This window comes from Actinobacillus arthritidis (genome assembly GCF_029774155.1).
Taxonomy (GTDB): domain Bacteria; phylum Pseudomonadota; class Gammaproteobacteria; order Enterobacterales; family Pasteurellaceae; genus Actinobacillus; species Actinobacillus arthritidis.
The window spans coordinates 1,394,583-1,419,485 of sequence record NZ_CP103833.1 but is presented as its reverse complement, the minus strand read 5'-3'; the positions used below and the strand labels follow the sequence as shown (position 1 = coordinate 1,419,485).

Here is a 24,903-nt window from a genome sequence, read left to right as displayed (position 1 = left end):
ATTTTGCAAATCGGACCGCTTAATTATCTAGGCTGAGTAACAACTCAGTAAATAAAAACGTGCTTAGGCACATTTCTCGGAGTAAACCTATGTTAGGAAACATTTTAGGCTCAATCGCATCATCTGTTTTAAGTGGCGGTAACGGCAATCAATCAACAGCACTTCAATTAATTCAAGCATTACTACAATCTCAAGGTGGTGTTGAAGGCGTAATCGCTAAATTACAACAAGGTGGTTTAGACGATTTATTAAAAACTTGGATCAGTGCGGATGAAGAAAACGCACCGGTATCCGGCGAGCAAATCGCAAATGTATTCGGTCAAGAAAATCTGCAAGCGGCACAAGAAGCGGGTGTAGAAGAAAAAGATGCGGGTGATTTATTAGCGGAATTTTTACCGAAAATCGTTGATACATTAACACCGAACGGTCAATTACCGGATCTACAAAACTTAAATACTAACGACCTATTAGCACAAGCGACAAAAGGTGTGTTAGGTAAATTATTTAGCTAATCTTAAAACAACAGGGAGAATTTAATTCTCCCTGTTTTTGTTTTGGCTTAATTAGCCCTTTATAAAATTATTGTTATCTTTCCTCTCGGCAAATCTTCAACGTTTCTTTGATTAGCTCCAATGCAATCGTGCCTTCCGGTGGCAGTTCTGGGAGCGGTTGATCGCAATCGAACCATTTTGCATCGAAGATTTCTTCCTCTTGCGGCGTGATTTCTCCGCTATCATAATCGGCTAGAAAGCCTAGCATCAGTGAGTTTGGAAATGCCCAGGGTTGGTCGCCGAAATAGCGGATATTTTTGATTTTTAAGCCGCTTTCTTCCCATACTTCACGTTGAACGGTGGTTTCGATTGCTTCACCGGCTTCGACAAAACCGGCTAATGTGGTGTAAATCGTGCCTTTATGACGTAGATGGTTAGCAAGTAAAATTTGTCGTCCACGGCGTACCGCTACAATAATAGACGGACTGATGGTCGGGTAGCTACGATGTTCGCAATCTGGGCAATGTACTGCAATTTCGTTGTTAGCAAGTTCGGTGTGAGCACCACATTTACCACAGAATTTATGCGTATTGAGGAAATGATTAAGTGAAACGGCTCGGTGTAATAGGTGAGCAAATTCCGCCGGGCGAGCAATCTGTGAGCGTAGATTTACCATGGTAAAATTTTGTAGATTTTCGACCGCTTGTTCATCCAATTGCACCAGAAAAATCGGTGAGTTTTGGTATTCTCCAACCTGTAATTTAGCAAAGCTTGCTAAACCTAATTGTTCGGCTGTACCGAAAGGAATTTCATCATCTTTTAAAGCAAGATCAAAATGATGTACTAATACCCAATAACTTTTCATATTTGCTCCCGAAATCATTAAATTTTTAAGTCAATTTGTTGAAATAATTGGCGTTTTTCTTTTTCATCTAAAACTCGGTATTCACCGCTATCTAAATCACCAAGCTGAAATTGCCCTAAACCGACACGGATTAAGCGCAGGGTCGGAAAGCCGATATGTGCTGTCATTCGGCGTACTTGGCGGTTTTTTCCCTCGTGAATTTTTAGCTCGATCCAACTGGTTGGAATGGTTTTTCGTTCTCGAATTTTTGGGGCGGTTTGCCATTCGTAATTCGGGGCGGGAATCGCTTTCGCTTTTGCTGGTTTGGTTAAGCCGTCTTTCAATTCAACACCTTTTTCTAACTTAGCTAAATCTGTAGCTTGCGGAATACCTTCCACCTGTGCGAGGTAAGTTTTCTGCTTTTCAAATTTAGGATTCGCTAAGCGGTGCTGAATTTCTCCGTTATTAGTGAGTAACAATAAACCTTCACTATCACGGTCTAAGCGACCGACCGGATAAACCTGTGGAATCGGAATAAAATCTTTCAGCGTTTGTCGCCCTTGTTCATCAGTGAATTGGGTTAACACGTCAAACGGCTTGTTAAACAACACAACCACAGTATCTTCAAACGAAAGCTGTGGTTTAAGCGGTCGTTTTTTGGTTCTATTTTGCAAGTTCGGTTTGGTTGTTGCAGAACGGGTTTTATTTTTTTGATTAAATTTAGCTTTAAACATCATTTATTTCTTTAAGTTAGCCCAAGCGACCGAGAGTAAAATAATCGCACCGCCAATCAACATTTTTAATGTCGGTACTTCGTTAAAACATAACCAGGCAATCGCAATGGCATATACCGGCTCAAGCGAGATAATCATCGAAGCGGTACGGGCGTTAATCGTATCAAGGCTGGAGACAAATAGCGTATATGCCAATGTGGTACAGAAAAAACCGATACAGAAAATCCAAAACCAATCAAGGGTAGGTGCGTTGAGTAAGCCTTTTGTGGAAAAAGGTAATAGGATCAGCATTGCCACTAAATATTGCCACCAGCTCGTTTGTATGCCGGATAATTTGCTCATAGTTTTCCGATTTACAATTGCCAACACACCATAGACCAAAGCGGATAAAACACCCCATAAAAGTCCTAATGTTGCTTGATTGCCAAAAGTAAATTCCGGTGTGACCAGAATTAAGCCGATGGTGATCGCCACAAGTAAAAAGCCTTCACGATAACTGAGTTTTTCTCTAAAAAAGAGCATTTCAAATAATGCGACAAAAGCAGGAAAGCTGGCGAAGCCTAAAGTTGCCAAGGCGACACCGCCTACTTGCACAGCAGTGAAAAATGTCACCCAATGGGCGGTAAGTAAGACGCCGGAAAGCACTTGGTTAAAGAATGCTTGGCGAGTGAGTTTTACAAGCGGTTGTTTTTTCCAAATAAAATACAATGAGATACAGGCAATCGCGATTATTACTCGCCCAAGTACAAGTGTATCCGGGTCGCTTTCAATTAATGCACCGAAAATACCGGAAGCGCCAAAAAGGATCGCGGTGAAATGTACTTTCAGTAATGCGAGCGTATGTTTATCCACTATTTAATCCATTTATCTTGATCTTGTTTGCGTTCAAATTCGGCATCGAATGTATTGTTATCTTGCTGTGAAAATTGACCGCTTGAAAAATGGTTGAAACGCACTTTCGCTTTAAAGAATTTCATTAAATAACGTTCGGCAATATGACGCGTCACCGGCAACATTAATAAAATCGCAATAATATCGCTTAAAAAACCGGGAATAATTAAAAAGACGCCGGCTAAAATAAACAGGAGTGAGCCGATCACCGCTTGTGTCGGGATTTTGCCTTGGCTTAATTCACTACGAATCGAATAAATGGTATATAACCCACGTAATTTCACAAACCATAAGCCTAATACCGAAATACCGATCAGTAACAAAATCAGCGGTAGCACCCCGATTTGGGCTCCCATCGTGACCAGTAATGAGATCTCGCAATAGATATACAGAAAAATACCGAATAAGATAAAAAGAAATGTCATAACAGTTCCTTATTTGAATGCTTTAATGATCAGAAAGTTGAAGTTCAGTTTCCGCTTTTTGGGTTAAATTTTCCGCCCCTTGCGAACGCATCACAATATTGTCTTCGGTGCGGATGCCACCGAATCGTTTAAATTCAGCGATCTTCTGCCAATTAATATGACGTGCAAGCGGGCTATTTTGCAACGGATTCAGTAACATATCAATGAAATAGAAGCCCGGTTCGATCGTCAGCACCATGTTTTCCGCCAAATCACGCGTACAACGCAGACTTGGATAAACCTCCGGCGGTGATTTGCGAGTACCACGATGATTTTGTTGGAAACCGGCGACATCGTGTACTTGTAGTCCAAGCAAATGCCCTAAGCCATGTGGCAAAAAGGCGCTCGAAATTCCTTCGTCAAAAATTTGTTCCGGTGTAAGGCGAACAAAATCATATTGGTGCGAGCATTTCGGCAATCCATTGCCGCATTTGCGTATGATAACTCAGATAGTTTACACCCACAGCAAGTCGCTCAATAATGCGATATTTGTATTGTTCCATTTGCTTAATCATTGCCGCAAATTCGCTCTTAGGATCAACCGCATAAGTGCGAGTAATATCGGAGGCATAACCGTGTACGGTTGCCCCTGCGTCAATCAGAAAACTCTGCGGTTGCGGATTAGGGGCGTAATCAAGCCGAGTATAGTGTAAAATAGCCGAATGTTGATTGATGGCAATAATATTGCCATAAGGCACGTTTAAGTCGGATTGTTGACTGGCTTTTAGATAAGCGAGGTTAATTTCAAACTCGCTTTTCCCTTCAAAAAAGGCTTGTTTTGCCGCCTGATGACCTTTTAATGCCGCAAATTGTGCTTGGTAGATTGCTTCGATTTCAAATTCACTTTTAATCGAACGTTCGAAGTGGAGCTGATTCAGCACTTTTTGCGGATTGATTTGCTTGAAACCAAGTGATTTCGCCAAGTTTTCATCTTCACCGATAAAGGCACAAGCGGTCGGATTTTGGATAAATTTTGCAATTTCTTGGGCATCTTGCAAAATCACCCACTGAAATTCATCTGCAAAAAAAGCATCTGTCGGGGCAGTCGGTGGCGTATGCCAATAATCGTTCGGCGCATAGAAATAGACGGTCGGTTTATTTTTGCCGTCTAAAAATAACCAGCAATTTTCTGCTGTCGGAAAAGGGAAGAAGTAGTTAAAATGTGGGTTTATTTTAAAGGGGGCGGTTTGATCATCTAAAAAATGATAGCGAGCCGTGCCGGAGTGAATCCATAAACCGCTGAGAAAGTTAGTTTCTAAAATCATTTGAACGACTTGTTGTAGTCGTTTGATGTGTTGTGTAAATAATAGTTTCATAAGATAAAAACATAAGAGAAAAATATGACGGATATAAAAATTGATCAAACATTAGATACGCTTGGGCTACGCTGTCCGGAGCCTGTAATGCTCACTCGCAAAACCATTCGAAATATGGCGGAAGGCGAGGTGTTATTAATTGTAGCGGATGATCCGGCTACCACGCGAGATATTCCAAGTTTCTGTGAATTTATGGATCACCAATTACTAAATAGCGAAACGGAAAATACCCCGTATCGTTACTGGGTCAAAAAAGGGCTTTAAGCACGATAAAGAAATCCCCCACACGAGCGTATGGGGGATTTTTTAACTATTAGTGACGGGTAATTTCTTCTTCGTCAAACTCAAAATCTTCATCTTGGTCATCGAAAAATTCGCCGTCTTCACCGTATTCATCATCTTCCGCATTCGGATCTTCAAAATAAGTGCCCCAGCCTTCATATTCCGCACCGACTTTTTCAATCAGCGGCAGTAATTCTTTTTGCTGTGCGGTAATGATGTCGGCATTTAAGTTAACTTCGCTCACGATATCGCACACGAAGATCACTTTGCCATTTTCTTCTTCAACTTCTTCCGCTTCTGAAATTTCATAGCCGAGTTTATAAGCATCAACCACTAATTTTTCCAGTTTATCAAAATCACGGTGTGCCACGTGGTGTTCAATAATATAAAGCGCGTCAGGATCCGAACCGTCTTTTAATAGGTTTTCGATGATCTCATCCGTTTCTTGGCGTAATTCATTAAAATCGTACATTTTATGCTCCTTGATTGATGAATTGTTCGGCAAACCAGCTATCTAATTTTTCGGAAAGTTTATCAATACCAATTTTATTGAGTGCAGAGTAGGCTTCGACTTGAATATTGCCTTGGAACGGTAAAATCGCTTCTCGCACCATTTTTACTGTTTTACTTCTTGCACTTTGGCTGAGTTTATCCGCTTTAGTTAATAGTAATAATACTGGTAATTGTGCGGATACCGCCCATTCGATCATCTGTTGGTCGAGATCTTTTAACGGGTGGCGAATATCCATCAAAATCACCACACCGCGTAAACATTCACGTTTTTGTAGGTATTCGCCTAACGCTTTTTGCCATTGGAGCTTCATTTGCTCCGGCACCGCCGCATAACCGTATCCTGGTAAATCGACGAGTTTACAATTCGGCTCGACTTCAAATAAGTTAATTAACTGAGTACGCCCCGGTGTTTTTGAGGTTCTAGCTAAGTTTTTTTGATTGGTTAATGCATTGAGTGCAGTAGATTTACCGGCATTTGAACGACCGGCAAAGGCAATTTCCACACCATTGTCTTCCGGTAAATGACGGATATCCGGTGCAGAAGTTAAAAAATGAGTTTTGTGATAGTTTAGTTTGAGCATTATTAGTGTTTCTTTTAATTTAAGAAGAAATATTAATTAATATTTAAGTTTAGGTATCTTTAAACGTTTTTCCTACTTTCTTTGCGTTGCCAAAGAAAGTATATATTAGGCAGTTTGGGTTGGGTTCCCTTCTGAACCGCCTGAGCGTGTTGCAATTTGTAGGAACATTTTTCTTGAGCGAAGCGAATCTAAAATGTTCCATTAAGCAAATTTCAACTAAGCGAAGATAAGCGGTGAAGTAGGGTTGCCTTTCTTTTGGTTACTTTTCTTTGGCAATGCAAAGAAAAGTAACATATAAAGTAAACTTAATATGAATTTATTGAGCTAGGAATTTTACACTTAAGCCCTTTTCCCCATACTGGTTTGCCTGCGGATTACCTTTAAATACACCCCATTCCAGCGGCAACATCGTACCGATAAACATTGGCATCATCATCCCGAGCAACCATTGCATTGTGCCTTGGGCTGAAAGGGATACACCATAGCACACAACCGGTACAAATGCCATGATAACCGCTTTGCCGGAGCGGTTTCGGTCGTGTAGGCGTTTAATAATGACCGCAGATAAGCTATATAGCGATAATGCAAGCGGAAGCAAACTGATCAGATTAAAAGCGGTCGAATTTAACCAAAAGTTTGCAACAATAAATAAGAAAATAAAGTTAATCGCAAAGCCGATCCAAAAGCCTTGGCGATTGAGTCTTCCTTGAAGTGAAAACAGTGCTTTGTACCAAATCATACACATTCCTTCGGGTAACGATCAAAATAGAAACGTAGCTTAGCCTAAAGCGACATCTAATACCATCATAATTACAAATCCCGCCATTAAACCTAAGGTGGCAATATCGGTGTTACCGCCGCTTTGTGACTCGGGAATCAGTTCTTCCACTACCACGAAAATCATCGCACCGGCGGCAAAAGCAAGTGCATAAGGTAAAATAGCGGTCATGGACAGCACAAAAGCGACACCGAATATCGCCGCAATTGGCTCAACGATCGCAGACATTGCTCCCCATAAAAAGGCTTGTTTACGGCTTTTTCCTTCACCTCGAATCGGTAACGATAAAGATGATCCTTCTGGAATATTTTGTAAACCGATACCGATTGCTAAACCTATCGCACCAGTTAACATTGCTTGATGATCAGCGACATTTGAAGCTAAAGCACCAAATGTCACACCGAGAGCAAGACCTTCTGGAATATTATGAATAGTAATCGCTAAAAAAAGCGACATACTTTTGGATAAGCCTTTTTTAAATTGAGGCATACCTTCCGCATCTGAAAGCGGTTTACTTAAATGTAGGTGAGGCACAATTTTATCAATGAGTCGTAAGAAAATACCGCCGGCAAGAAAACCGACCGCGACCGGTAGCCATGCAAGAGAACCATAGCTTGGCTCGGCATATTCAAGTGCAGGCGCGAGGAGCGACCAAAAAGAGGCGACAATCATCACACCGGCGACAAAGCCCATCATTACATCAAGTAATTTACGGTTGACCGTTTTAAAGAAATAGACAAACGCCGCACCAAAGACAGTGCAACCCCAAGTAAATAACCCCGCGATAAACGCTTGTGCTACTGGGTGTAAAGATAAAAAATAATCGTACATAGCTTTCACGAATAAAAAATAATAGCGGTCAAATTTTAACAAATTTTTGTTAGTTAATGTTGTTTTAAATGTAGCTTAATTTTTTACTATTCAATCAACTTTTGCAAAAAATAACCCCATTATTGACCGCTTGCCATTAAGAATATTAGATCCTAATAAAAATGGACACCTAAGGGTGTCCATTTATGCTAATTATCCTTTATCAGATTTTGGTTTTATCGCGTACCGCACCTTTATCCGCAGAAGTTGCAAAATGTCCGTATACTTTTAAGGCAAATGATACTTCACGCTGGCGATTTGCTGGTTTCCAACCTTTCGCATCTTGTTCTATACGACGTTGTACTAGTTCTTCCTCTGCTACTTTCAACTCAATACGGCGGTTTGGAATATCGATTTCAATCGTATCACCGTCTTTTACCACACCGATTAAACCGCCTGCTGCCGCTTCTGGCGAGCAGTGGCCGATTGATAAACCTGATGTACCACCAGAGAAACGACCGTCTGTTAATAATGCACAGGCTTTACCTAACCCCATTGATTTTAAGTAACTGGTCGGATAAAGCATTTCTTGCATACCCGGACCACCTTTCGGACCTTCGTAACGAATCACAACAACATGACCGGCACGTACTTTACCGCCCAAAATACCTGCAACCGCATCTTCTTGGCTTTCAAATACAATTGCTTCGCCGGTAAATTTCAAGATACTTTCATCTACACCGGCAGTTTTTACGATACAACCGTCCAGTGCGATATTACCAGAAAGCATTGCTAAACCACCGTCTTGGCTATATGCGTGTTCTTTGTCGCGAATACAACCGTTTTGGCGGTCGTTATCTACCGTATCCCAACGACAATCTTGTGAGAATGCTTGTGTTGTACGAATACCCGCCGGGCCGGCACGGAAGAATTTATGTACTGCTTCGTCTTTGGTTAACATAATATCGTATTGTGAAATTTGTTTACCAATCGTCATACCCAGTACAGTATTTGTGTCGTTATGTAATAATTTTGCACGATCTAACTCGCCTAATATCGCCATAATACCGCCGGCACGGTGTACGTCTTCCATATGATATTTATTGGTATTTGGGGCAACTTTTGATAAGCAAGGAACTACACGTGATAAACGATCGATATCCGCCATAGTGAAATCCACTTCCGCTTCTTGTGCCGCTAATAAATGTAAAACCGTATTGGTTGAACCGCCCATCGCGATATCTAAGCTCATTGCATTTTCAAATGCCGCTTTGGTGGCGATTGAACGTGGTAATACGCTCGCATCGTCTTGCTCGTAGTAACGTTTGCAAAGCTCAACAATTTGACGACCAGCTTTTAAGAATAATTCTTTACGATCAGCGTGGGTAGCTAACATTGAACCGTTACCCGGCAAAGATAAACCTAATGCTTCGGTTAAGCAGTTCATTGAGTTAGCGGTAAACATTCCCGAACAAGAACCGCAAGTAGGGCAAGCTGAACGTTCGATAGCGACAACATCTGCATCCGATACATTTTTATCTGCCGCTTGTACCATGGCATCGACCAAATCTAATTTAATCAGCTGATCCGAGAGTTTGGTTTTGCCAGCTTCCATTGGGCCGCCGGAAACAAAAATTGCCGGAATATTTAAACGCATTGCCGCCATTAACATTCCCGGAGTGATTTTGTCACAGTTTGAAATACACACCATTGCATCAGCACAGTGTGCATTGACCATATATTCAACTGAGTCAGCGATTAAATCACGGCTTGGTAATGAGTAAAGCATACCGCCGTGACCCATTGCGATACCGTCATCCACCGCAATGGTATTAAATTCTTTTGCAACACCGCCGGCTGTTTCGATTTGCTCGGCAACCAGTTTCCCCATATCACGTAAGTGGACGTGACCCGGTACAAATTGGGTAAAGGAGTTTACTACGGCAATAATCGGTTTGCCGAAGTCGTTTTCTTTCATTCCTGTTGCACGCCATAATGCACGTGCGCCTGCCATATTGCGACCTTGCGTTGAGGTTGCAGAACGTAAAATAGGCATATCTTTCTCCAAATTAGACTATGTTGTGTTATTTTGATAAATATATAAGCGGTTGAATTTATTTGATATTTTACAAGAAACAAATAAAAAACAACCGCTTGTGAAATTTGCTTTTTAATTGATTAGCAAATTGATTTTACATCGATCAGTTTGCTTAATTGATGCGTCAGCAATTCAATCGCTCGTGTACTTTGTATATGAAGTGTCATTTCAAAATGTTGTGTATCACTACTGACATTCATCGTTAAAATCTCAAATCCACGATGACGTACAACTCGTAAAATTCGCTCAAGTGTTTCAGGGCGTTTCTCTGCCGTAATAGTTAGATCGTAACGTTGCATATTTATTTCTCCCTATTCTTACACTTCATCATCAAGCATATCGGCGTTACACGCACCCGGTGGCACAAGCGACCATACGTTATCTTCTTCCGGAATACAAACATGTAGTAGATAAGCCTCTTTGGCATTGAGCAAACGATCTAATGCGTCAGATACTTCGCTTGCTTTTTCGATACGCTCACCTTCAATTCCAAACGCTGAAGCCAATACCACAAAATCAGGATTATCATCTAAAATCGTATTACTGTGGCGACCGTGGAAGAAAAGCGATTGCCATTGGCGTACCATTCCTAAACGTTGGTTATCTAGTAATAAAATTTTGATAGGCAACTTGCCACGTTTAATTGAACCAAATTCTTGGATATTCATCATAATTGAGCCATCACCGGTGACTAATATCACAGGATCTTGCGGACGAGCTTTTACTGCACCCACCGCGACCGGTAAACCGAAACCCATTGAACCAAAGCCGGCCGAAGTAATAAAGTTTTCTGGGGCAAAATGTTGTAAATGTTGGGCAGACCACATTTGATGTTGACCAACATCAGTCGTGATAATTGCATTTTGAGGTTTACGTTGTGAAAGCGTGTTTAATAATGCTTTAGCATCAATATCACCTTCGCCTGCATTATCAATATATTGGAAATCTAAATCGGCTTTTAAGCGTCTGACATCTTCACGCCAAGGCTCAATATCTAGCGGTTGTGCTAAGGCATTAACCGCTTCGATTAAATCACCTCGTAACGCTACTTGTGCTTTGCGTAATTTATTAATTTCAGCAATATCAATATCAATATGAATTACTTTAGCGTGAGGGGCAAAAGTATCTAATTTGCCGGTTACTCGGTCGTCAAAACGTGCTCCGCACGCGATTAAAAGATCACATTCCTGTACTGCGTAGTTTGCCGCTTTAGTACCGTGCATACCAATCATTCCCATATAAAGCGGATCATCAATGGTAATTGTGCCTAGCCCTTTTAAGGTTGATACAGATGGAATGTTTGTGACTTTTAGGAAATTTCTAACCGCTTGTACACCGCCTGCCATACCGACACCGCCGCCGACGTAAAGTACCGGACGTTTAGCATTAGCCAATAGGGTTTTCGCTTCACTGAGTAAGTGTTGATCTTGTGGGTCAACAGGCTGTTTTTCATAAACAATCGGTTTAGCTGAAGTTGGGGTGAGTTGAATATCACGAGGAATATCGACTAATACCGGACCGGGACGACCACTTTGTGCAATTTGGAACGCTCGAGCGATAATTTCCGGTAATTCTTCAATGTTTTGGACAATGAAACTGTGCTTAGTACAAGCGAGTGATAAGCCTAATACATCTGATTCTTGGAAAGCGTCTGTGCCGATTAAATGGCTTGCTACCTGCCCGGTAATAGCAACCACAGGAATAGAATCTAACGCCGCATCCCCCAATCCGGTAATCAAATTCGTTGCACCAGGACCGGAAGTTGCAATACATACCCCAACTTTACCCGTTGCACGTGCATAGCCAATCGCGACCATTGCCGCACCTTGCTCGTTGCGAACTAATAAATGATCTAAACCTGAATCATAAAGTGCGTCATAGGTAGGCATAATAGCACCACCGGGGTAACCAAACAGCGTGGTAACTCCGTGTGCTTTTAGACTTTCAATGACTAAATTTGCACCGTTCATTGTATGTTGTGTCCTTATATTATTTAGTTAAATTTATAAAATAAAAGATTGTTATTGATAACACAGATTCTGATTTTTTTAAACCTTATAAATTAAAATAATTGTATTTAGCTCAAATTTTGATTGTATAAAGTAGTGTTTTCTTTAAGGAGCTAACCTAGTCTAGAAAACGTTATCCCCATAGGACATATATTGTAGTTTAGTTAATAAAAATCATTGTTATTCTGAGTAAAAATGCTGTAACACTAAAGAGGTATTTTTGGTTTTTTTGTTGATTTATTTCAATAAAAGTTAAGATTCACCTAGTAAATATTACCTATTTTATTCTATGCTCACGCGTGAAACGCAATGTTTATCTTATTGTTTTTAATAAGAAAAATTCTCATTTCTATCAGCATTTTGTGGGGGACACAACGTGAAACGTTTAACTAAAAAATTAGCAATGGCAACCATTGCAATGTTGGGGTGTTTATCATCGTCAGCATGGGCGGAGGACGCAAAATCACCGTCTTTAACCGATAAAGCTTTAAAACATGAAAAATTAGGTGTGGTAGTAGAATCAGCAAACCACAAATTTGCTGAAAAATACCCGCTTCAATATAACTCATGGAAAGCGACTTCAGAGTCAACCGACCGTGGTAGTGCTTTAGCGGCGGATCCTCGTTACGTTGTGCTATGGGCGGGTTATGCGTTTGCGAAAGACTATAACAAACCTCGTGGTCATTACTATGCTATCACGGACGTACGTGAAATTTTACGTACTGGTGCGCCAAAAGATGAAAATGACGGCCCACAGCCAATGGCTTGCTGGACATGTAAAGGCCCTGATGTTCCTCGCTTAATTGAAGAAAAAGGTGAACGCGGTTATTTTGATCCTAAATGGGCAAAATACGGTGCTGAAATCGTGAACTCAATCGGTTGTGCAGACTGTCACGATACGAGTTCTAAAGAGTTTGAAGAAGGTAAACCGGCATTACGTATTGCTCGTCCACATGTATTACGTGCGTTAGAAACGGTGGGTTGGAAATTTGAGGACTTAGATAAACACGGCAAACGTACCGCAGTGTGTGCAAACTGTCACGTTGAATATTATTTCAAAGATAAAAAAGACGTGACCTTCCCATGGGATAAAGGTGTAGATGTAGATAGCATTGAGAAATACTACGATGAAATCCAATTTGCTGACTGGACTCACGCATTATCTAAAGCGCCAATGTTAAAAACACAGCACCCGGATTTTGAAATTTGGGCACAAGGTGTTCACGGTAAAAACGGTGTAACTTGTATCGACTGTCATATGCCGAAAGTGAAAGACAAAGACGGTAAAGTTTATACGGATCACAAAATTGGTAACCCGTTCGATCAATTTGATGCAACCTGTAAAACTTGTCACGAACAAAGCAAAGAAACACTTGAGAAACGTGTGAAAGAACATAAACACCAAGTGAAAGAAGCAATGATTCGTTTAGAAGATCAATTAGTGAAAGCACATTTTGAAGCGAAAGCGACTTGGGAAGCGGGTGCAACTCAAGAAGAAATGAAAGACATCTTAACGGCGATTCGTCACGCTCAATGGCGTTGGGACTACTCAGCGGCAGGTCACGGTAGCCATATGCACGCTCCGGATGTAATGCTTCATGTAATTGCAACAGGTATCGACCGTGCGGCAGATGCACGTGCGAAATTAGGTGTAGTATTGGCGAAACACGGCGTAACTACTCCAGTAGCAATTCCTGATATCTCTACTAAAGAAAAAGCACAAAAAGCGATTGGTTTGGATATTCCTAAAGACCAAGCGGCGAAAGATGAATTCTTACGTACAGTGGTTCCACAATGGGATGCGGAAGCTCGTAAAAAAGGCTTATTACCTGCAGTAGAAGAACCAAAAGCGGTTGTAGCACCAAAAGCAGAAGCGAAATAATAGAAGCTTGAGGTGAAATTATGAAAAACATTATCTCAAAAGCAGGGCGAGCAATCGCCCTCCAAGCGGTCGTATTTGCAAGTTTTTTTGCAATTTCAACCGCTTCCCAAGCGGAAATGCCGCAACAGCCGAAACCACTTTGGGCTGAGCAAGCAAGTGATGCTCAAATTGCGGAAGATGCACGTCGTGACCCGAACAAATATTGTGTGCAATGTCATGAATCGGCAAATGCAACCGGCAAACCGTTCCACCATGCGGGTAAACACTTCCAAAAAGATGTGAAAAGCCCGAATAACGGCGAGCAAATTACTTGCGTAAGTCGCCACGGTAATATTTCTGAAAACCACCGTAAAGGTGTAAAAGACGTAATGCGTTTTAATCCGCACGGTAAAGCAAGCAATCCTTCACTTGAACGTTCGGTGAATGAACAAAACCAAGTGTGCGTAGCTTGTCATACGGCGGATAAATTACGTGAAAAATTCTGGGCGCATGATACTCATGCAACGAAAATCTCATGTACTAACTGTCATGAACTTCACCCGGAAAAAGAACCGATGAAAGACATTCCTGAAAAACAACGTATTAAACTTTGTACGGATTGTCATACAAAAATCCACTCAGGCGAATTTAAAATCCCTGAAATGGACTCACTCAAAGCAAAGGAAAATAAATAATGACTTGCACCCGTAGAGACTTCGTCTCAGGGGCAGGTGCTATCGCTGTCGTAGCAAGCACCGGGCTTGCTACCTCAGTAACTCTTGCTACTGAGAAAGAAGAGAAAAAAATTCGCTATGCGATGGTGCACGATGAAACCTCTTGTATCGGTTGTACCGCTTGTATGGACGCGTGCCGTACAACGAATAAAGTACCGGAAGGTGTTTCTCGTTTAGAAATTATCCGTAGCGAGCCGTATGGTGATTCCCTAACGTAGAGTATGAATTTTTCCGTCAATCTTGCCAACATTGTACAAACGCACCTTGTGTTGCTGTTTGTCCGACCGGCGCATCATTTGTTGATCCGGAAACCGGTATTGTTGACGTACATTCAGACTTATGTGTCGGTTGCCAATACTGTATCGCAGTTTGTCCGTACCGTGTACGTTTTATTCATCCGGAGAAAAAATCAGCAGATAAATGTAACTTCTGCCGTGATACTAATCTTGCGGAAGGCAAACAACCTGCTTGTGTAGAAGCTTGTCCGACTAAAGCATTAACCTTTGGTGATATGAACGATCGCAATAGCGAAGTGTACAAAAAAGTACACGAGAACCCTGTGTATCGTACTAAAGTGGCTTTAGGTACAGAGCCGAACTTATACCACATTCCATTTGGCAAGGGGGAACATAGATAATGAACGACTATATTCCATTCCAAACCCCGAATTTAGTGTGGGACAGCACCATTGCGATTTACCTTTTCTTATTAGGTATTTCATCAGGTGCGGTGCAGTTAGCGATTGCTTACCGTAATAGCGGTAATAAAATCGAGAAAAATAGCGAAAACTGGGTAATCCGCAGTGCCGCTATTTTAGGGACTATTCCAACTCTAATCGGTTTAACTTTACTTATTTTCCACCTAACTAAACCATGGACATTCTGGAAGTTAATGTTTAACTATAACTTCAGCTCTGTAATGTCGATGGGGGTAATGTTGTTCCAACTTTATATGGCCGTATTGGTTATATGGATCGCCATTATGTTCAAAGATTGGGTGGCAATGTTAGTAAACCGTTACTTACCGGCATTTAAATTTATTTTAAATTGGATTGATGTTGTTGAAAGTAAAGGCTTAAAAGCCGTTGAGTTTATCCTTTTCGTCTTCGTTGCTGTGCTAGGTGCTTATACCGGCTTCTTACTTTCAGCCTTAATCAGTTATCCAATGTTAAATAACCCTGTATTACCAGCGTTATTTTTAGCATCAGGTACATCTTCCGGTATTGCGGCAACGTTCCTTATGATCTTGCTTGCGGGTAAATTATCCGGAGAAAGCAAAGAAGTTCACTTTATCCATAAATTCGAAGTACCGATTATGGTTACCGAATTAGGTTTATTAGTGGCGTTCTTTGTCGGCTTACATTTCGGTGGCGCAGATAAGCAATTAGCATTACATAATGCTTTATCCGGCTTCTGGGGTGCAATTTTCTGGATTGGCGTACTGTTTATCGGTATTTTGATTCCGTTAGTAGCGAATATCTTTGGTAGTCATAGTTTGAAACATAATGTTAAATTTATCATCTTAGTTTCAATCTTCGATTTAATCGGGGTATTGTGTTTACGCTATTTCATTCTGTATGGCGGACAGCTTACCATAGCAAGTTAAACCTAAATTAAAGATAAAAAGTCCTAATTAATATTAGGACTTTTTTGTATCTATTTAAAAAATTATATCTATTCATTTGAGAGCAAAGATATATCCTGATAATATCAGAACATACTAATAATATGACACAATATCAGGAATCTTAATGAAAAAACTCTCAGTCTTATCCGCGTTTGCTATTGCAACTTTTTCAGGATCTGTTCTGGTGACTCCACAGACATTTACTTATTGTATTGAATCTTCTCCCACCTTTTTGAATCCGCAAATCGGTACAGACGGTGCGACATTAGACGTAGCACAGGCGTTATATAATCGTTTAATTGATTTTGAACTAGGGACAACAAATCTTATTCCTTCCTTAGCTGAAAAATGGGATATTTCTGCAGATGGTAAAACCTATACCTTTTATTTACGTAAAGGGGTTAAGTTCCATAAGAATAAAGAGTTTACCCCATCTCGTAATTTTAATGCCGATGATGTGCTATTCGTTTTTAACCGCCAGTTAAATAAATATAACTATTTCTATAATGTATCGGGCGGAAACTACGAGTTTTTCTTAGGTATGGATATGCCTAATATCATTGAAAAAGTCGAAAAAGTGGATACTTATGTGGTTAAATTCCATTTAAAAGTACCGAATGCCCCGTTTTTAGCTAATCTTGCGATGGATTTCGCTTCGATTTCATCCTCAGAGTATGCAGATCAAATGTTAAAAGCGGGTACGCCGGAAAAAGTTGATACCGCACCGATTGGTACCGGGCCGTTTGAGTTTGCCGGTTTACAGAAAGATGCTTATGTGCGTTTTAAAGCATTTGATGATTATTGGCAGGGTAGAGCGAAATTAGACCGCTTAGTGTTTAGTGTGACACCCGATGCGACGGTGCGTTATGCCAAATTGCAGAAAAATGAATGTCAGGCAATGCCATATCCGAACCCAGCTGATATTGCTCAAATGAAAGCAGATACTAACTTACAAGTATTGGAAAAATCAGGGTTAAATATTGGCTATATTACCTTTAATTTAGATAAGAAACCGTTAGATAATCAGAAAGTGCGTCAAGCACTCAATTATGCGGTAAACAAGCAGGCAATTTTGGAATCGGTGTATCAAGGAACAGGTTCTGTTGCCAAAAATCCAATGCCACCGACAATTTGGGGCTATAACGATCAAGTTCAGGATTATGAATATAATCCGGAAAAAGCGAAGGCGTTATTAAAAGAAGCCGGCTTGGAAAACGGTTTTGAAACGGAATTATGGGCAATGCCGGTTTCCCGCCCGTATAACCCAAATGCTCGCCGTATGGCTGAAATGGTTCAGGAAGATTGGAAGAAAATTGGTGTTACTGCAAAAATTGTCAGTTTTGAATGGGGAGAATACCTCAAACGTATGGAACAAGGCGAACATTCAACCGGTATGATGGGCTGGACTGGTGATAATGGTGATCCGGATAACTTCTTGAATACGTTATTAAGTTGTAATTCCGTAAAACAAGGTTCTAATTATGCACATTTCTGTGACAAATCTTACAATGATTTAGTTACGCAAGCGGCACAAGAGTCAGATAAGGCAAAACGAGAAGCTCTTTATAAACAAGCTCAAGTGATTTTTAAACAGCAAGCACCTTGGCTTCCGATTGCACATTCGACCACTTATTTTCCTATGCGTAAAGAAGTAACAGGCTATACGGTTAGCCCCTTCTTATCGCACAATTTCTATCGAGTGGAGTTAGGAAATAATTAATAGATTGCAGTAAATATGACAAGCGGTCTAAATTTTGCGGAAATTTGCAAATTTTCGTTGAATTTAGACCGATTTTTACTGAAAAAGTATTGAACTTCATTGAAAAACTTGTATATTCAAATAATTCATAAAAATAAAAAGCAAACACAATACTGGAGTATTCAATGAAGAAACTAACAAAACTTTCTCTGCTCTCATTGGCAATTGCCGCTTCAAGTTCGGCTTTTGCCGCACCTAAAACATTTGTTTATTGTTTAGAAGCCTCTCCTACCTATTTAAATCCGCAATTTGCAACAGATGGTGGTACGCTTGATGCAACCAGCCAAGCGATTTTTAATCGTTTAGTTGACTTTGCTAAAGGCGAAACAACAGTTGTACCATCTTTAGCTGAAAAATGGGATGTGTCGGAAGACGGCAAAAGCTATACCTTTTATTTACGTAAAGGGGTGAAATTCCATTCGACTAAAGATTTTAAACCGAGTCGTGATTTTAATGCGGACGATGTAGTGTTCTCATTCAATCGTCAATTAGATCCGAATCACCCTTTCCATAAGGTATCCGGTGGTAACTATGAATATTTTATCGGTATGGATATGGGAAACATTATTCAAAATGTTGAGAAAGTAGATGATTATACGGTTAAAATTAATCTAAAAGTGCCGAATGCCCCATTCTTAGCAAATATTGCGATGGACTTTGCTTCGATTTTCTCTGCGGAATATGCGGATCAATTATTGAAAGCCGGTACGCCGGAAAAATTAGATCAACATCCGGTTGGTACGGGACCATTCCAATTTGTTGATTACCAAAAAGATGCTCAGATTCGTTATAAAGGTTTTGAACAATATTGGGAAGGTAAAGCGGCGATTGACCGTTTAGTTTTTGCGATTACACCGGATGCTTCGGTACGTATGGCAAAATTACAAAAAGGTGAATGTCACGCGACTCCTTACCCGAATCCGGCTGATTTGGAAGCATTGAAAAAAGATCCGAATATCAATTTAATGACCAAACCGGGTTTAAATATCGGTTATTTACATTTCAATACGCAGAAAAAACCATTTGATGATGTGAAAGTGCGTCAAGCGTTAAACTATGCAATTAACAAAGATGCAATTATTCAGTCGGTTTATCAAGGTTCCGGCGAAAAAGCGAAAAATCCGATTCCACCGACAATGTGGAGCTATAACGATGAAGTGAAGGATTATGACTATGATCCGGAAAAAGCCAAAGCCTTGTTAAAAGAAGTCGGATTGGAAAAAGGTTTTGATACCGAAGTGTGGGCAATGCCGGTTTCTCGTCCGTATAACCCGAATGCACGCCGTATGGCGGAGCTTATCCAAGAAGATTGGAAAAAAGTGGGTGTGAATGCCAAAATCGTGAGTTACGAATGGGGTGAATATCTCAATCGTATGCGTGACGGCGAACATACAACCGGTATGATGGGCTGGAACGGTGATAACGGAGATCCGGATAACTTCCTAAATACCTTATTAAGTTGTGCGGCGGTAAAACAAGGTTCTAACTATGCCAAATTCTGTCATAAAGATTTTGATAAGTTAATGACCGATGCAGTTCAAACAACTGATAAAGCAAAACGTACCGAGCTTTATAAACAAGCTCAAGTACTTTTCAAAGAGCAAGCACCATGGGTAACAATTGCTCACTCAACTACTTATTTCCCTGTCCGTAAGGAAGTAAAGGGTTATGTGATCAGCCCATTTAGCTTACATAATTTCTACGGGGTTGATTTAGAGACAAAATAAGTTCTCTTATTAACTATTGAAAGCACGGCAAAGGGGATAGGCAATTTGTAAAAAATTCGCTGAATTTTACCGCTTATGCCGTGTTTTTCCTATTTTCCGTGGTACAAATAATGAGTATACCTAATGTTTTCATTTATTCTTAAACGTCTTTTGATGGTTATCCCAACCTTTCTGGCGATAACGTTAATTACTTTTGCCTTAGTGCATTTGATTCCGGGGGATCCGATTGAAATTCGGATGGGAGAACGAGGCTTAGATCCGGCGGTTCACGCTCAGATGATGGCTCAGCTCGGTTTAGATTTGCCACTACATGAACAATATTTTAATTATATTAAAGGGGTATTTCAGGGCGATCTCGGCAATTCATTCCGTAATAACGAACCGGTGTTAAAAGAATTTTTCACACTTTTCCCTGCAACGGTTGAATTAGCTTTCTTTGCACTATTATGGTCGTTGCTATTCGGTATCTTTCTTGGCGTGATTGTCGCCGTGAAGAAGGATTCATGGATTTCGCATACGGTGACCACTTTATCTTTAACCGGTTATTCGATGCCGATTTTCTGGTGGGGCTTAATCTTAATTCTCTATTTCTCTACGCCGTTAGGTTTACCTGCTTCAGGACGTTTACCTTCCGAATATTGGATTGAAGCGGAAAGCGGCTTTATGCTGTATGACACTTGGGTTTCAGATGAGCCGGGTGCATTTATCGCGCGATTAAATCGCTGATTTTGCCTTCGATCGTGTTAGGCACTATTCCATTGGCGGTAGTGACGCGTATGACCCGTTCTTCAATGCTGGAAGTGTTAGGTGAAGATTATATTCGTACCGCAAAAGCGAAAGGCTTGAATACTACTCGTATTGTGATTGTTCATGCGTTACGCAATGCGTTGATTCCGGTAGTTACTGTAGTGGGACTGATTGTGGGGCGACTACTTTCCGGTGCGGTACTTACCGAAAATATTTTCTCGTGGCCGGGTATCGGTAAATGGATTATCGATGCGATTAACGCACGTGACTATCCGGTATTACAAGGTTCGGTATTAATTATTGCGACGATTATTATTTTAGTGAATTTAACCGTTGATTTAATTTACGGTGTAGTTAATCCGAGAATCCGCCATAACTAAGCCTATTTTTCAGCTTTTACAAGCGGTTAAATTTACGCAAAATTTTGCAAAATGATTTGAATGGAGTGAGATACATAATGTCTTCAACAACCCTTTCGGCACCGGCTCCGAAGACACCTTTACAAGAGTTTTGGTATTACTTTTGCCAAAACCGTGGTGCGGTGATCGGGCTTGCCTTTATTACTATTGTCTTTTTCTTTGCGGTATTTGCAGGTTGGGTCGCTCCTTTTGACCCGATTGAGCAAAATCGTAGTGCCTTATTACTACCTCCGGCGTGGATGGACGGCGGTAATTCCGCTTATCTGTTAGGAACCGATGATATTGGGCGTGATATTCTTTCCCGTATTATCTACGGTGCGCGTTTATCGGTGTTTATCGGCTTAGTTATCGTGATTTTATCTTGTGTATTCGGCGTGATTTTAGGCTTACTTGCCGGCTATTACGGCGGTGTGATTGATATCGTGATTATGCGTTTTGTCGATATTATGTTAGCTATTCCGAGCTTACTTCTCACCATTGGCGTGGTGACCATTTTAGGACCTTCCTTGATTAATGCGGCGATAGCGATTGCGATTGTTTCGATTCCAAGCTATGTGCGCTTAACTCGTGCTTCGGTAATGAGTGAAAAAAATCGTGATTATGTGGTAGCGAGTCGAGTTGCCGGTGCTGGTGTACTACGTTTAATGTTTATCGTGATTTTACCGAACTGCCTTGCTCCGTTAATCGTACAAATGACGATGGGTATCTCCAATGCGATTTTAGAACTTGCCGCACTTGGCTTCTTAGGCATTGGTGCGCGACCTCCGACACCAGAATTAGGTACAATGTTGGCGGAATCTCGTGGCTTTATGCAATCGGCAAACTGGTTAGTAACTATTCCGGGGTTAGCGATTTTATTACTCGTCTTAGCATTTAACTTAATGGGTGACGGCTTACGTGATGCACTCGATCCAAAATTGAAACAATAAGGAGAGCAAGATGGCTTTATTAACGGTAGATCAGCTTTCTGTCCATTTCGGTGATGAGAAAGCACCCTTCAAAGCGGTAGATCGTATCAGTTATACGATTAACGAAGGCGAAGTGTTAGGTATTGTCGGTGAGTCCGGATCGGGTAAATCGGTTAGCTCGTTAGCGATTATGGGCTTAATTGACTTCCCCGGTCGTGTGACGGCAAATTCGCTTGAGTTTAACGGCAATAATTTATTAGCGTTAAAACCGAAAGAAAAACAGAAAATTGTCGGTGCGGATGTGTCGATGATTTTCCAAGATGCGATGACCAGTCTTAACCCGAGTTATACGGTCGGTTTCCAAATTATGGAAGCGTTAAAGGTGCATCAAGGCTGACTCAAAAGCGGCTCGCCGTGAACGTGCGATTGAATTATTAACCATGGTCGGGATTCCTGATCCGCAATCTCGTTTAGAAGTTTACCCGCATCAGCTTTCGGGCGGTATGAGCCAGCGTGTGATGATCGCTATGGCGATTGCGTGTAATCCGAAACTATTGATTGCGGATGAGCCGACCACCGCATTAGATGTAACGATTCAAGCACAAATTATTGACTTATTGCTGGAATTGCAACGCAAAGAAAATATGGCGTTGATTCTGATTACTCACGATTTAGCGTTGGTTGCCGAATCGGCACATCGCATTATCGTGATGTATGCAGGGCAAGTAGTGGAAGAGGGCAAGGCGGAATTAATCTTTAAAGCACCGCTTCACCCTTATACACAAGCATTGCTTAAAGCCTTGCCTGAATTTGCCGAAGGTAAATCTCGTTTGCAATCGCTACCCGGTGTGGTTCCAGGCAAATATGACCGACCGCAAGGCTGTTTGCTGAATCCTCGTTGCCCGTATGCTACGGATAAATGCCGAACCAGCGAACCTGAATTACGTGTTTTAAGCGGTCGCCAAGTGAAATGCCATTTCCCGTTAGATGAAAATGGTATTCCTACAATGCAGTAATAACGGAGAAGCGAAATGACTGATTTGCAAAAAAATGAACAAAACGCACCGCTTCTTGATGCGAAAAATCTGAAAAAATATTATCCGGTTAAGCAAGGAATGTTCGCTAAACCGAAAACGGTTAAAGCGGTAGATGGCGTGTCATTCCAATTGGAACGAGGCAAAACATTGGCGGTGGTTGGCGAGTCCGGTCGCGGTAAGTCAACCTTGGGGCGAATGCTCACGATGATTGAAAGCCCGACCGAAGGCGAGCTGTTTTATAAAGGGCAGAATTTCTTAGTCAATGATAAAGAAACCACCGCATTGCGTCGTAAGAAAATTCAGATTGTATTCCAAAACCCTTATAGCTCGCTGAATCCGCGTAAAAAAGTGGGAAGCATTTTAGAAGAGCCGTTATTAATCAATACCGATTTATCGGCAGCAGAGCGTAAAGCGAAAGTGTTGGAAATGATGGGCAAAGTCGGTTTAAAACCTGAGTTTTACGACCGTTATCCGCATATGTTTTCCGGCGGACAACGCCAGCGTATTGCAATTGCTCGCGGCTTAATGCTCAATCCTGATGTGGTAGTGGCGGATGAGCCGGTTTCGGCATTGGACGTATCGGTGCGTGCGCAGGTGCTTAATTTGATGATGGATCTGCAAGACGATATGGGGCTTTCTTATGTTTTCATTTCGCATGATCTGTCGGTGGTTGAGCATATTGCCGATGAAGTGATGGTAATGTACTTAGGACGAGTGGTAGAGCAAGGCGAAACTAAAGCGATTTTCGGCAATCCTCGTCACCCGTACACCCAAGCATTACTTTCGGCGACACCCCGTTTAAATCCGGAACAACGTCGTGAGCGGATTAAATTAACCGGCGAATTACCCAGCCCGTTAAATCCGCCGAAAGGTTGTGCGTTCCACGCTCGTTGTCGTTTGGCAACCGAAAAATGCAAAGCGGGACAGCCGCAACTAAAAAGCTACGAAAACGGCACAAAAATCGCTTGTTTTATGGTGGACTAGTTTAGCCAGAAAGATAAATATTAACCACGGAACACACGGATTACTCGGAAATTATCTTATGTGATCATTGTATTTCGTGGTTTTTTATTTATAAGCGGTAGCATATTTAGAAAATTTAACTACGTAATACACGGATAATTTAGATATTTCTGAGTTTATCCGAATAAAGTACTAAGCAAAGTGCGATCACCATGAGTAAGATGGCACCTGCGAATAGAATTGTGTTTGTAGCACTTTCGTGGTCAACAATGATTAGGCGTAACATCGCAGTGATCCCAGCATAAATAAAATAGCGTAATGGGAAATGATAACCGCTCTTAAAATATTGCGAAATGAGTCCTAAAAAACCGAAGTAGAGAAAGAACATTACGATTTGTTCGGCTAAGGCATAAGGGACAGTAGTTCCACTAGTTAAAATCATTATGCATAGTCCGTAAGTCACTTTAACCAAAGCGATGATTAATACAATAGCAAGAATAATGAGTAATGAACTTAAAATATTGCGTAATAGTTTGGTAATGGTTTCAGGTAATGCTTCTGTGAGATTCATTTTTTATCCTTTATTATAGAATTTAATTTATATTCTAAAATAATAGATCGATTTTCGTAAAGTCACAATCAGAAGCATTATAAGAGTTGCTGAATATTGTCGATAATGTAATCCATAATTGATTTTCCCGTATGTAATTTATGTCTTAACATTTGTTGAGCATCGAAATGATGAATATGGAGTGTTTCATTGATATTTGGTTCATCAGTCAGTAACCATTGTTGACCTATCTGAGCCACAATATCGGAAAGATCTAAGTTCTCGTTTTCTGCTCGAATATTAATCCAAAAATCAGCATCTGGTTGGGGTTGCGGTGTTTTATAGATATTTGAGCCGAGCCAAACTAATGTGCCTTCTCCCACCGGATCAAGCGTTGCAAGAATACGAACTCGATAGCCTTTGTCTTTTAGTATTCTGGCTAGATGCGGTGCATTCCAACCGCCTAAACTATGTCCGATAATATAAATAAGATCCTGCGGTTGAATTTTGAGTAAGACATTTAACTCAATATCACTTAAATGATAAATACGGTTATAGCCAAGAGAATGGAAGTGAATATTTGTATAGTTCGCTAAATATCTGTGGATTTTTCTAGCAAATCTTTTTTGTGCAATGGTGATATTATTTAGAGGTCCTACAAAATAGTAGGGTTCAAGATCAGTTGCACCACCAATAAAGAAAATATGAGCGTGTCGATTAAATGCTCTCATGTTTCCTCCTATTCGATTAAGCACGCTAGG

Annotated in this window: 22 protein-coding genes and 4 pseudogenes; 12 read left to right on the top strand and 14 right to left on the bottom strand. The window is 40.9% G+C overall.

Annotation, left to right across the window (positions count from 1 at the left end; genetic code table 11):
• The first annotated feature begins 89 nt into the window (after window positions 1-89).
• The gene (locus tag NYR89_RS06590; protein WP_279445200.1) at window positions 90-512 is read left to right on the top strand and encodes a YidB family protein; all 423 of its coding nucleotides are present in this window, start codon (window positions 90-92) and stop codon (window positions 510-512) included.
• Window positions 513-585: 73 nt separating this feature from the next.
• On the opposite strand, the gene nudC is transcribed toward NYR89_RS06590, so the two are convergent.
• From nudC to pepQ, 5 genes and pseudogenes are all read right to left on the bottom strand, one after another.
• Window positions 586-1,374, bottom strand: a complete 789-nt coding sequence (gene nudC / locus NYR89_RS06585; RefSeq protein WP_279445199.1) for an NAD(+) diphosphatase — start codon at window positions 1,372-1,374, stop codon at window positions 586-588.
• Window positions 1,374-2,072 carry a pseudouridine synthase gene (locus NYR89_RS06580; protein WP_279445198.1) on the bottom strand — a complete coding sequence of 233 codons (699 nt, stop codon included), beginning with the start codon at window positions 2,070-2,072 and terminating at the stop codon, window positions 1,374-1,376. Before NYR89_RS06580 ends, nudC begins: the two co-directional genes overlap by 1 nt.
• On the bottom strand, window positions 2,073-2,921 hold the full coding sequence (locus tag NYR89_RS06575) for a DMT family transporter (RefSeq protein ID WP_279445197.1): 849 nt from the start codon (window positions 2,919-2,921) through the stop codon (window positions 2,073-2,075).
• Window positions 2,921-3,385 (bottom strand): FxsA family protein, encoded by a 465-nt coding sequence (locus NYR89_RS06570; protein WP_279439314.1) that lies wholly within the window; start codon window positions 3,383-3,385, stop codon window positions 2,921-2,923. Before NYR89_RS06570 ends, NYR89_RS06575 begins: the two co-directional genes overlap by 1 nt.
• Before the next feature lie 22 nt (window positions 3,386-3,407).
• Window positions 3,408-4,740: pseudogene (gene pepQ, locus NYR89_RS06565) on the bottom strand (Xaa-Pro dipeptidase).
• Between the two features lie 24 nt (window positions 4,741-4,764).
• On the opposite strand from pepQ, the gene tusA reads away from it, so the two are divergent.
• The gene (tusA, locus tag NYR89_RS06560; RefSeq protein WP_005603270.1) at window positions 4,765-5,004 is read left to right on the top strand and encodes a sulfurtransferase TusA; all 240 of its coding nucleotides are present in this window, start codon (window positions 4,765-4,767) and stop codon (window positions 5,002-5,004) included.
• A 49-nt stretch (window positions 5,005-5,053) separates the two neighbouring features.
• Here the strand turns inward: tusA and rraB are convergent, their stop codons facing one another.
• From rraB to ilvG, 7 genes are all read right to left on the bottom strand, one after another.
• Window positions 5,054-5,494 (bottom strand): ribonuclease E inhibitor RraB, encoded by a 441-nt coding sequence (gene rraB / locus NYR89_RS06555; protein ID WP_039197645.1) that lies wholly within the window; start codon window positions 5,492-5,494, stop codon window positions 5,054-5,056.
• Between the two features lies 1 nt (window position 5,495).
• Complete coding sequence (gene yihA, locus NYR89_RS06550; RefSeq protein WP_279445196.1) at window positions 5,496-6,116, bottom strand: ribosome biogenesis GTP-binding protein YihA/YsxC; 621 nt, start codon at window positions 6,114-6,116, stop codon at window positions 5,496-5,498.
• 316 nt (window positions 6,117-6,432) lie between these two features.
• Entirely contained in the window at window positions 6,433-6,855 is a 423-nt protein-coding gene (locus NYR89_RS06545; RefSeq protein WP_279445195.1) for a DUF805 domain-containing protein, read from the bottom strand.
• Window positions 6,856-6,894: 39 nt separating this feature from the next.
• Window positions 6,895-7,725 carry a ZIP family metal transporter gene (locus NYR89_RS06540; protein WP_279445194.1) on the bottom strand — a complete coding sequence of 277 codons (831 nt, stop codon included), beginning with the start codon at window positions 7,723-7,725 and terminating at the stop codon, window positions 6,895-6,897.
• A gap of 202 nt (window positions 7,726-7,927) precedes the next feature.
• Window positions 7,928-9,760, bottom strand: coding sequence for a dihydroxy-acid dehydratase (gene ilvD, locus NYR89_RS06535; RefSeq protein WP_279445193.1), 1,833 nt, complete (start codon window positions 9,758-9,760; stop codon window positions 7,928-7,930).
• A gap of 122 nt (window positions 9,761-9,882) precedes the next feature.
• Window positions 9,883-10,101, bottom strand: a complete 219-nt coding sequence (ilvM, locus tag NYR89_RS06530; protein ID WP_279445192.1) for an acetolactate synthase 2 small subunit — start codon at window positions 10,099-10,101, stop codon at window positions 9,883-9,885.
• Window positions 10,102-10,119: 18 nt separating this feature from the next.
• Window positions 10,120-11,772: an acetolactate synthase 2 catalytic subunit gene (gene ilvG, locus NYR89_RS06525; RefSeq protein WP_279445191.1), complete on the bottom strand. Its 1,653-nt coding sequence runs from the start codon at window positions 11,770-11,772 to the stop codon at window positions 10,120-10,122.
• A 415-nt stretch (window positions 11,773-12,187) separates the two neighbouring features.
• Between ilvG and nrfA the strand changes: the two genes are divergently transcribed.
• The 10 genes and pseudogenes from nrfA (at window position 12,188) to NYR89_RS06475 (ending at window position 23,613) form a co-directional block, all read left to right on the top strand.
• On the top strand, window positions 12,188-13,693 hold the full coding sequence (gene nrfA, locus NYR89_RS06520; RefSeq protein ID WP_279445190.1) for an ammonia-forming nitrite reductase cytochrome c552 subunit: 1,506 nt from the start codon (window positions 12,188-12,190) through the stop codon (window positions 13,691-13,693).
• 20 nt (window positions 13,694-13,713) lie between these two features.
• Window positions 13,714-14,367: a cytochrome c nitrite reductase pentaheme subunit gene (gene nrfB / locus NYR89_RS06515; protein WP_279445189.1), complete on the top strand. Its 654-nt coding sequence runs from the start codon at window positions 13,714-13,716 to the stop codon at window positions 14,365-14,367.
• Window positions 14,367-15,043 (top strand): annotated as a pseudogene (nrfC, locus tag NYR89_RS06510) (cytochrome c nitrite reductase Fe-S protein). The gene nrfB and the pseudogene nrfC overlap by 1 nt, the downstream one beginning before the upstream one ends.
• Window positions 15,043-16,011: a cytochrome c nitrite reductase subunit NrfD gene (gene nrfD, locus NYR89_RS06505; protein WP_279445188.1), complete on the top strand. Its 969-nt coding sequence runs from the start codon at window positions 15,043-15,045 to the stop codon at window positions 16,009-16,011. The pseudogene nrfC and the gene nrfD overlap by 1 nt, the downstream one beginning before the upstream one ends.
• A gap of 145 nt (window positions 16,012-16,156) precedes the next feature.
• Window positions 16,157-17,752 carry an ABC transporter substrate-binding protein gene (locus tag NYR89_RS06500; protein ID WP_279445187.1) on the top strand — a complete coding sequence of 532 codons (1,596 nt, stop codon included), beginning with the start codon at window positions 16,157-16,159 and terminating at the stop codon, window positions 17,750-17,752.
• Window positions 17,753-17,916: 164 nt separating this feature from the next.
• Complete coding sequence (locus tag NYR89_RS06495) at window positions 17,917-19,518, top strand: ABC transporter substrate-binding protein (RefSeq protein WP_279445186.1); 1,602 nt, start codon at window positions 17,917-17,919, stop codon at window positions 19,516-19,518.
• Between the two features lie 123 nt (window positions 19,519-19,641).
• Window positions 19,642-20,645 (top strand): annotated as a pseudogene (locus tag NYR89_RS06490) (ABC transporter permease subunit).
• Window positions 20,646-20,722: 77 nt separating this feature from the next.
• Entirely contained in the window at window positions 20,723-21,613 is an 891-nt protein-coding gene (locus NYR89_RS06485) for an ABC transporter permease subunit (protein ID WP_279445185.1), read from the top strand.
• Window positions 21,614-21,623: 10 nt separating this feature from the next.
• Window positions 21,624-22,608: pseudogene (gene dppD, locus NYR89_RS06480) on the top strand (dipeptide ABC transporter ATP-binding protein).
• Between the two features lie 15 nt (window positions 22,609-22,623).
• A complete protein-coding gene (locus NYR89_RS06475) occupies window positions 22,624-23,613 on the top strand; it encodes a peptide ABC transporter ATP-binding protein (protein ID WP_279445184.1) in 990 nt (329 codons plus the stop codon).
• A 139-nt stretch (window positions 23,614-23,752) separates the two neighbouring features.
• Here NYR89_RS06475 and psiE read toward each other — a convergent pair whose 3' ends face one another.
• Together psiE and NYR89_RS06465 are read right to left on the bottom strand one after the other, a co-directional pair.
• Window positions 23,753-24,163 (bottom strand): phosphate-starvation-inducible protein PsiE, encoded by a 411-nt coding sequence (gene psiE / locus NYR89_RS06470; RefSeq protein WP_279445183.1) that lies wholly within the window; start codon window positions 24,161-24,163, stop codon window positions 23,753-23,755.
• Between the two features lie 77 nt (window positions 24,164-24,240).
• A complete protein-coding gene (locus NYR89_RS06465) occupies window positions 24,241-24,873 on the bottom strand; it encodes a hydrolase (RefSeq protein ID WP_279445182.1) in 633 nt (210 codons plus the stop codon).
• Between the last annotated feature and the right edge of the window lie 30 nt (window positions 24,874-24,903).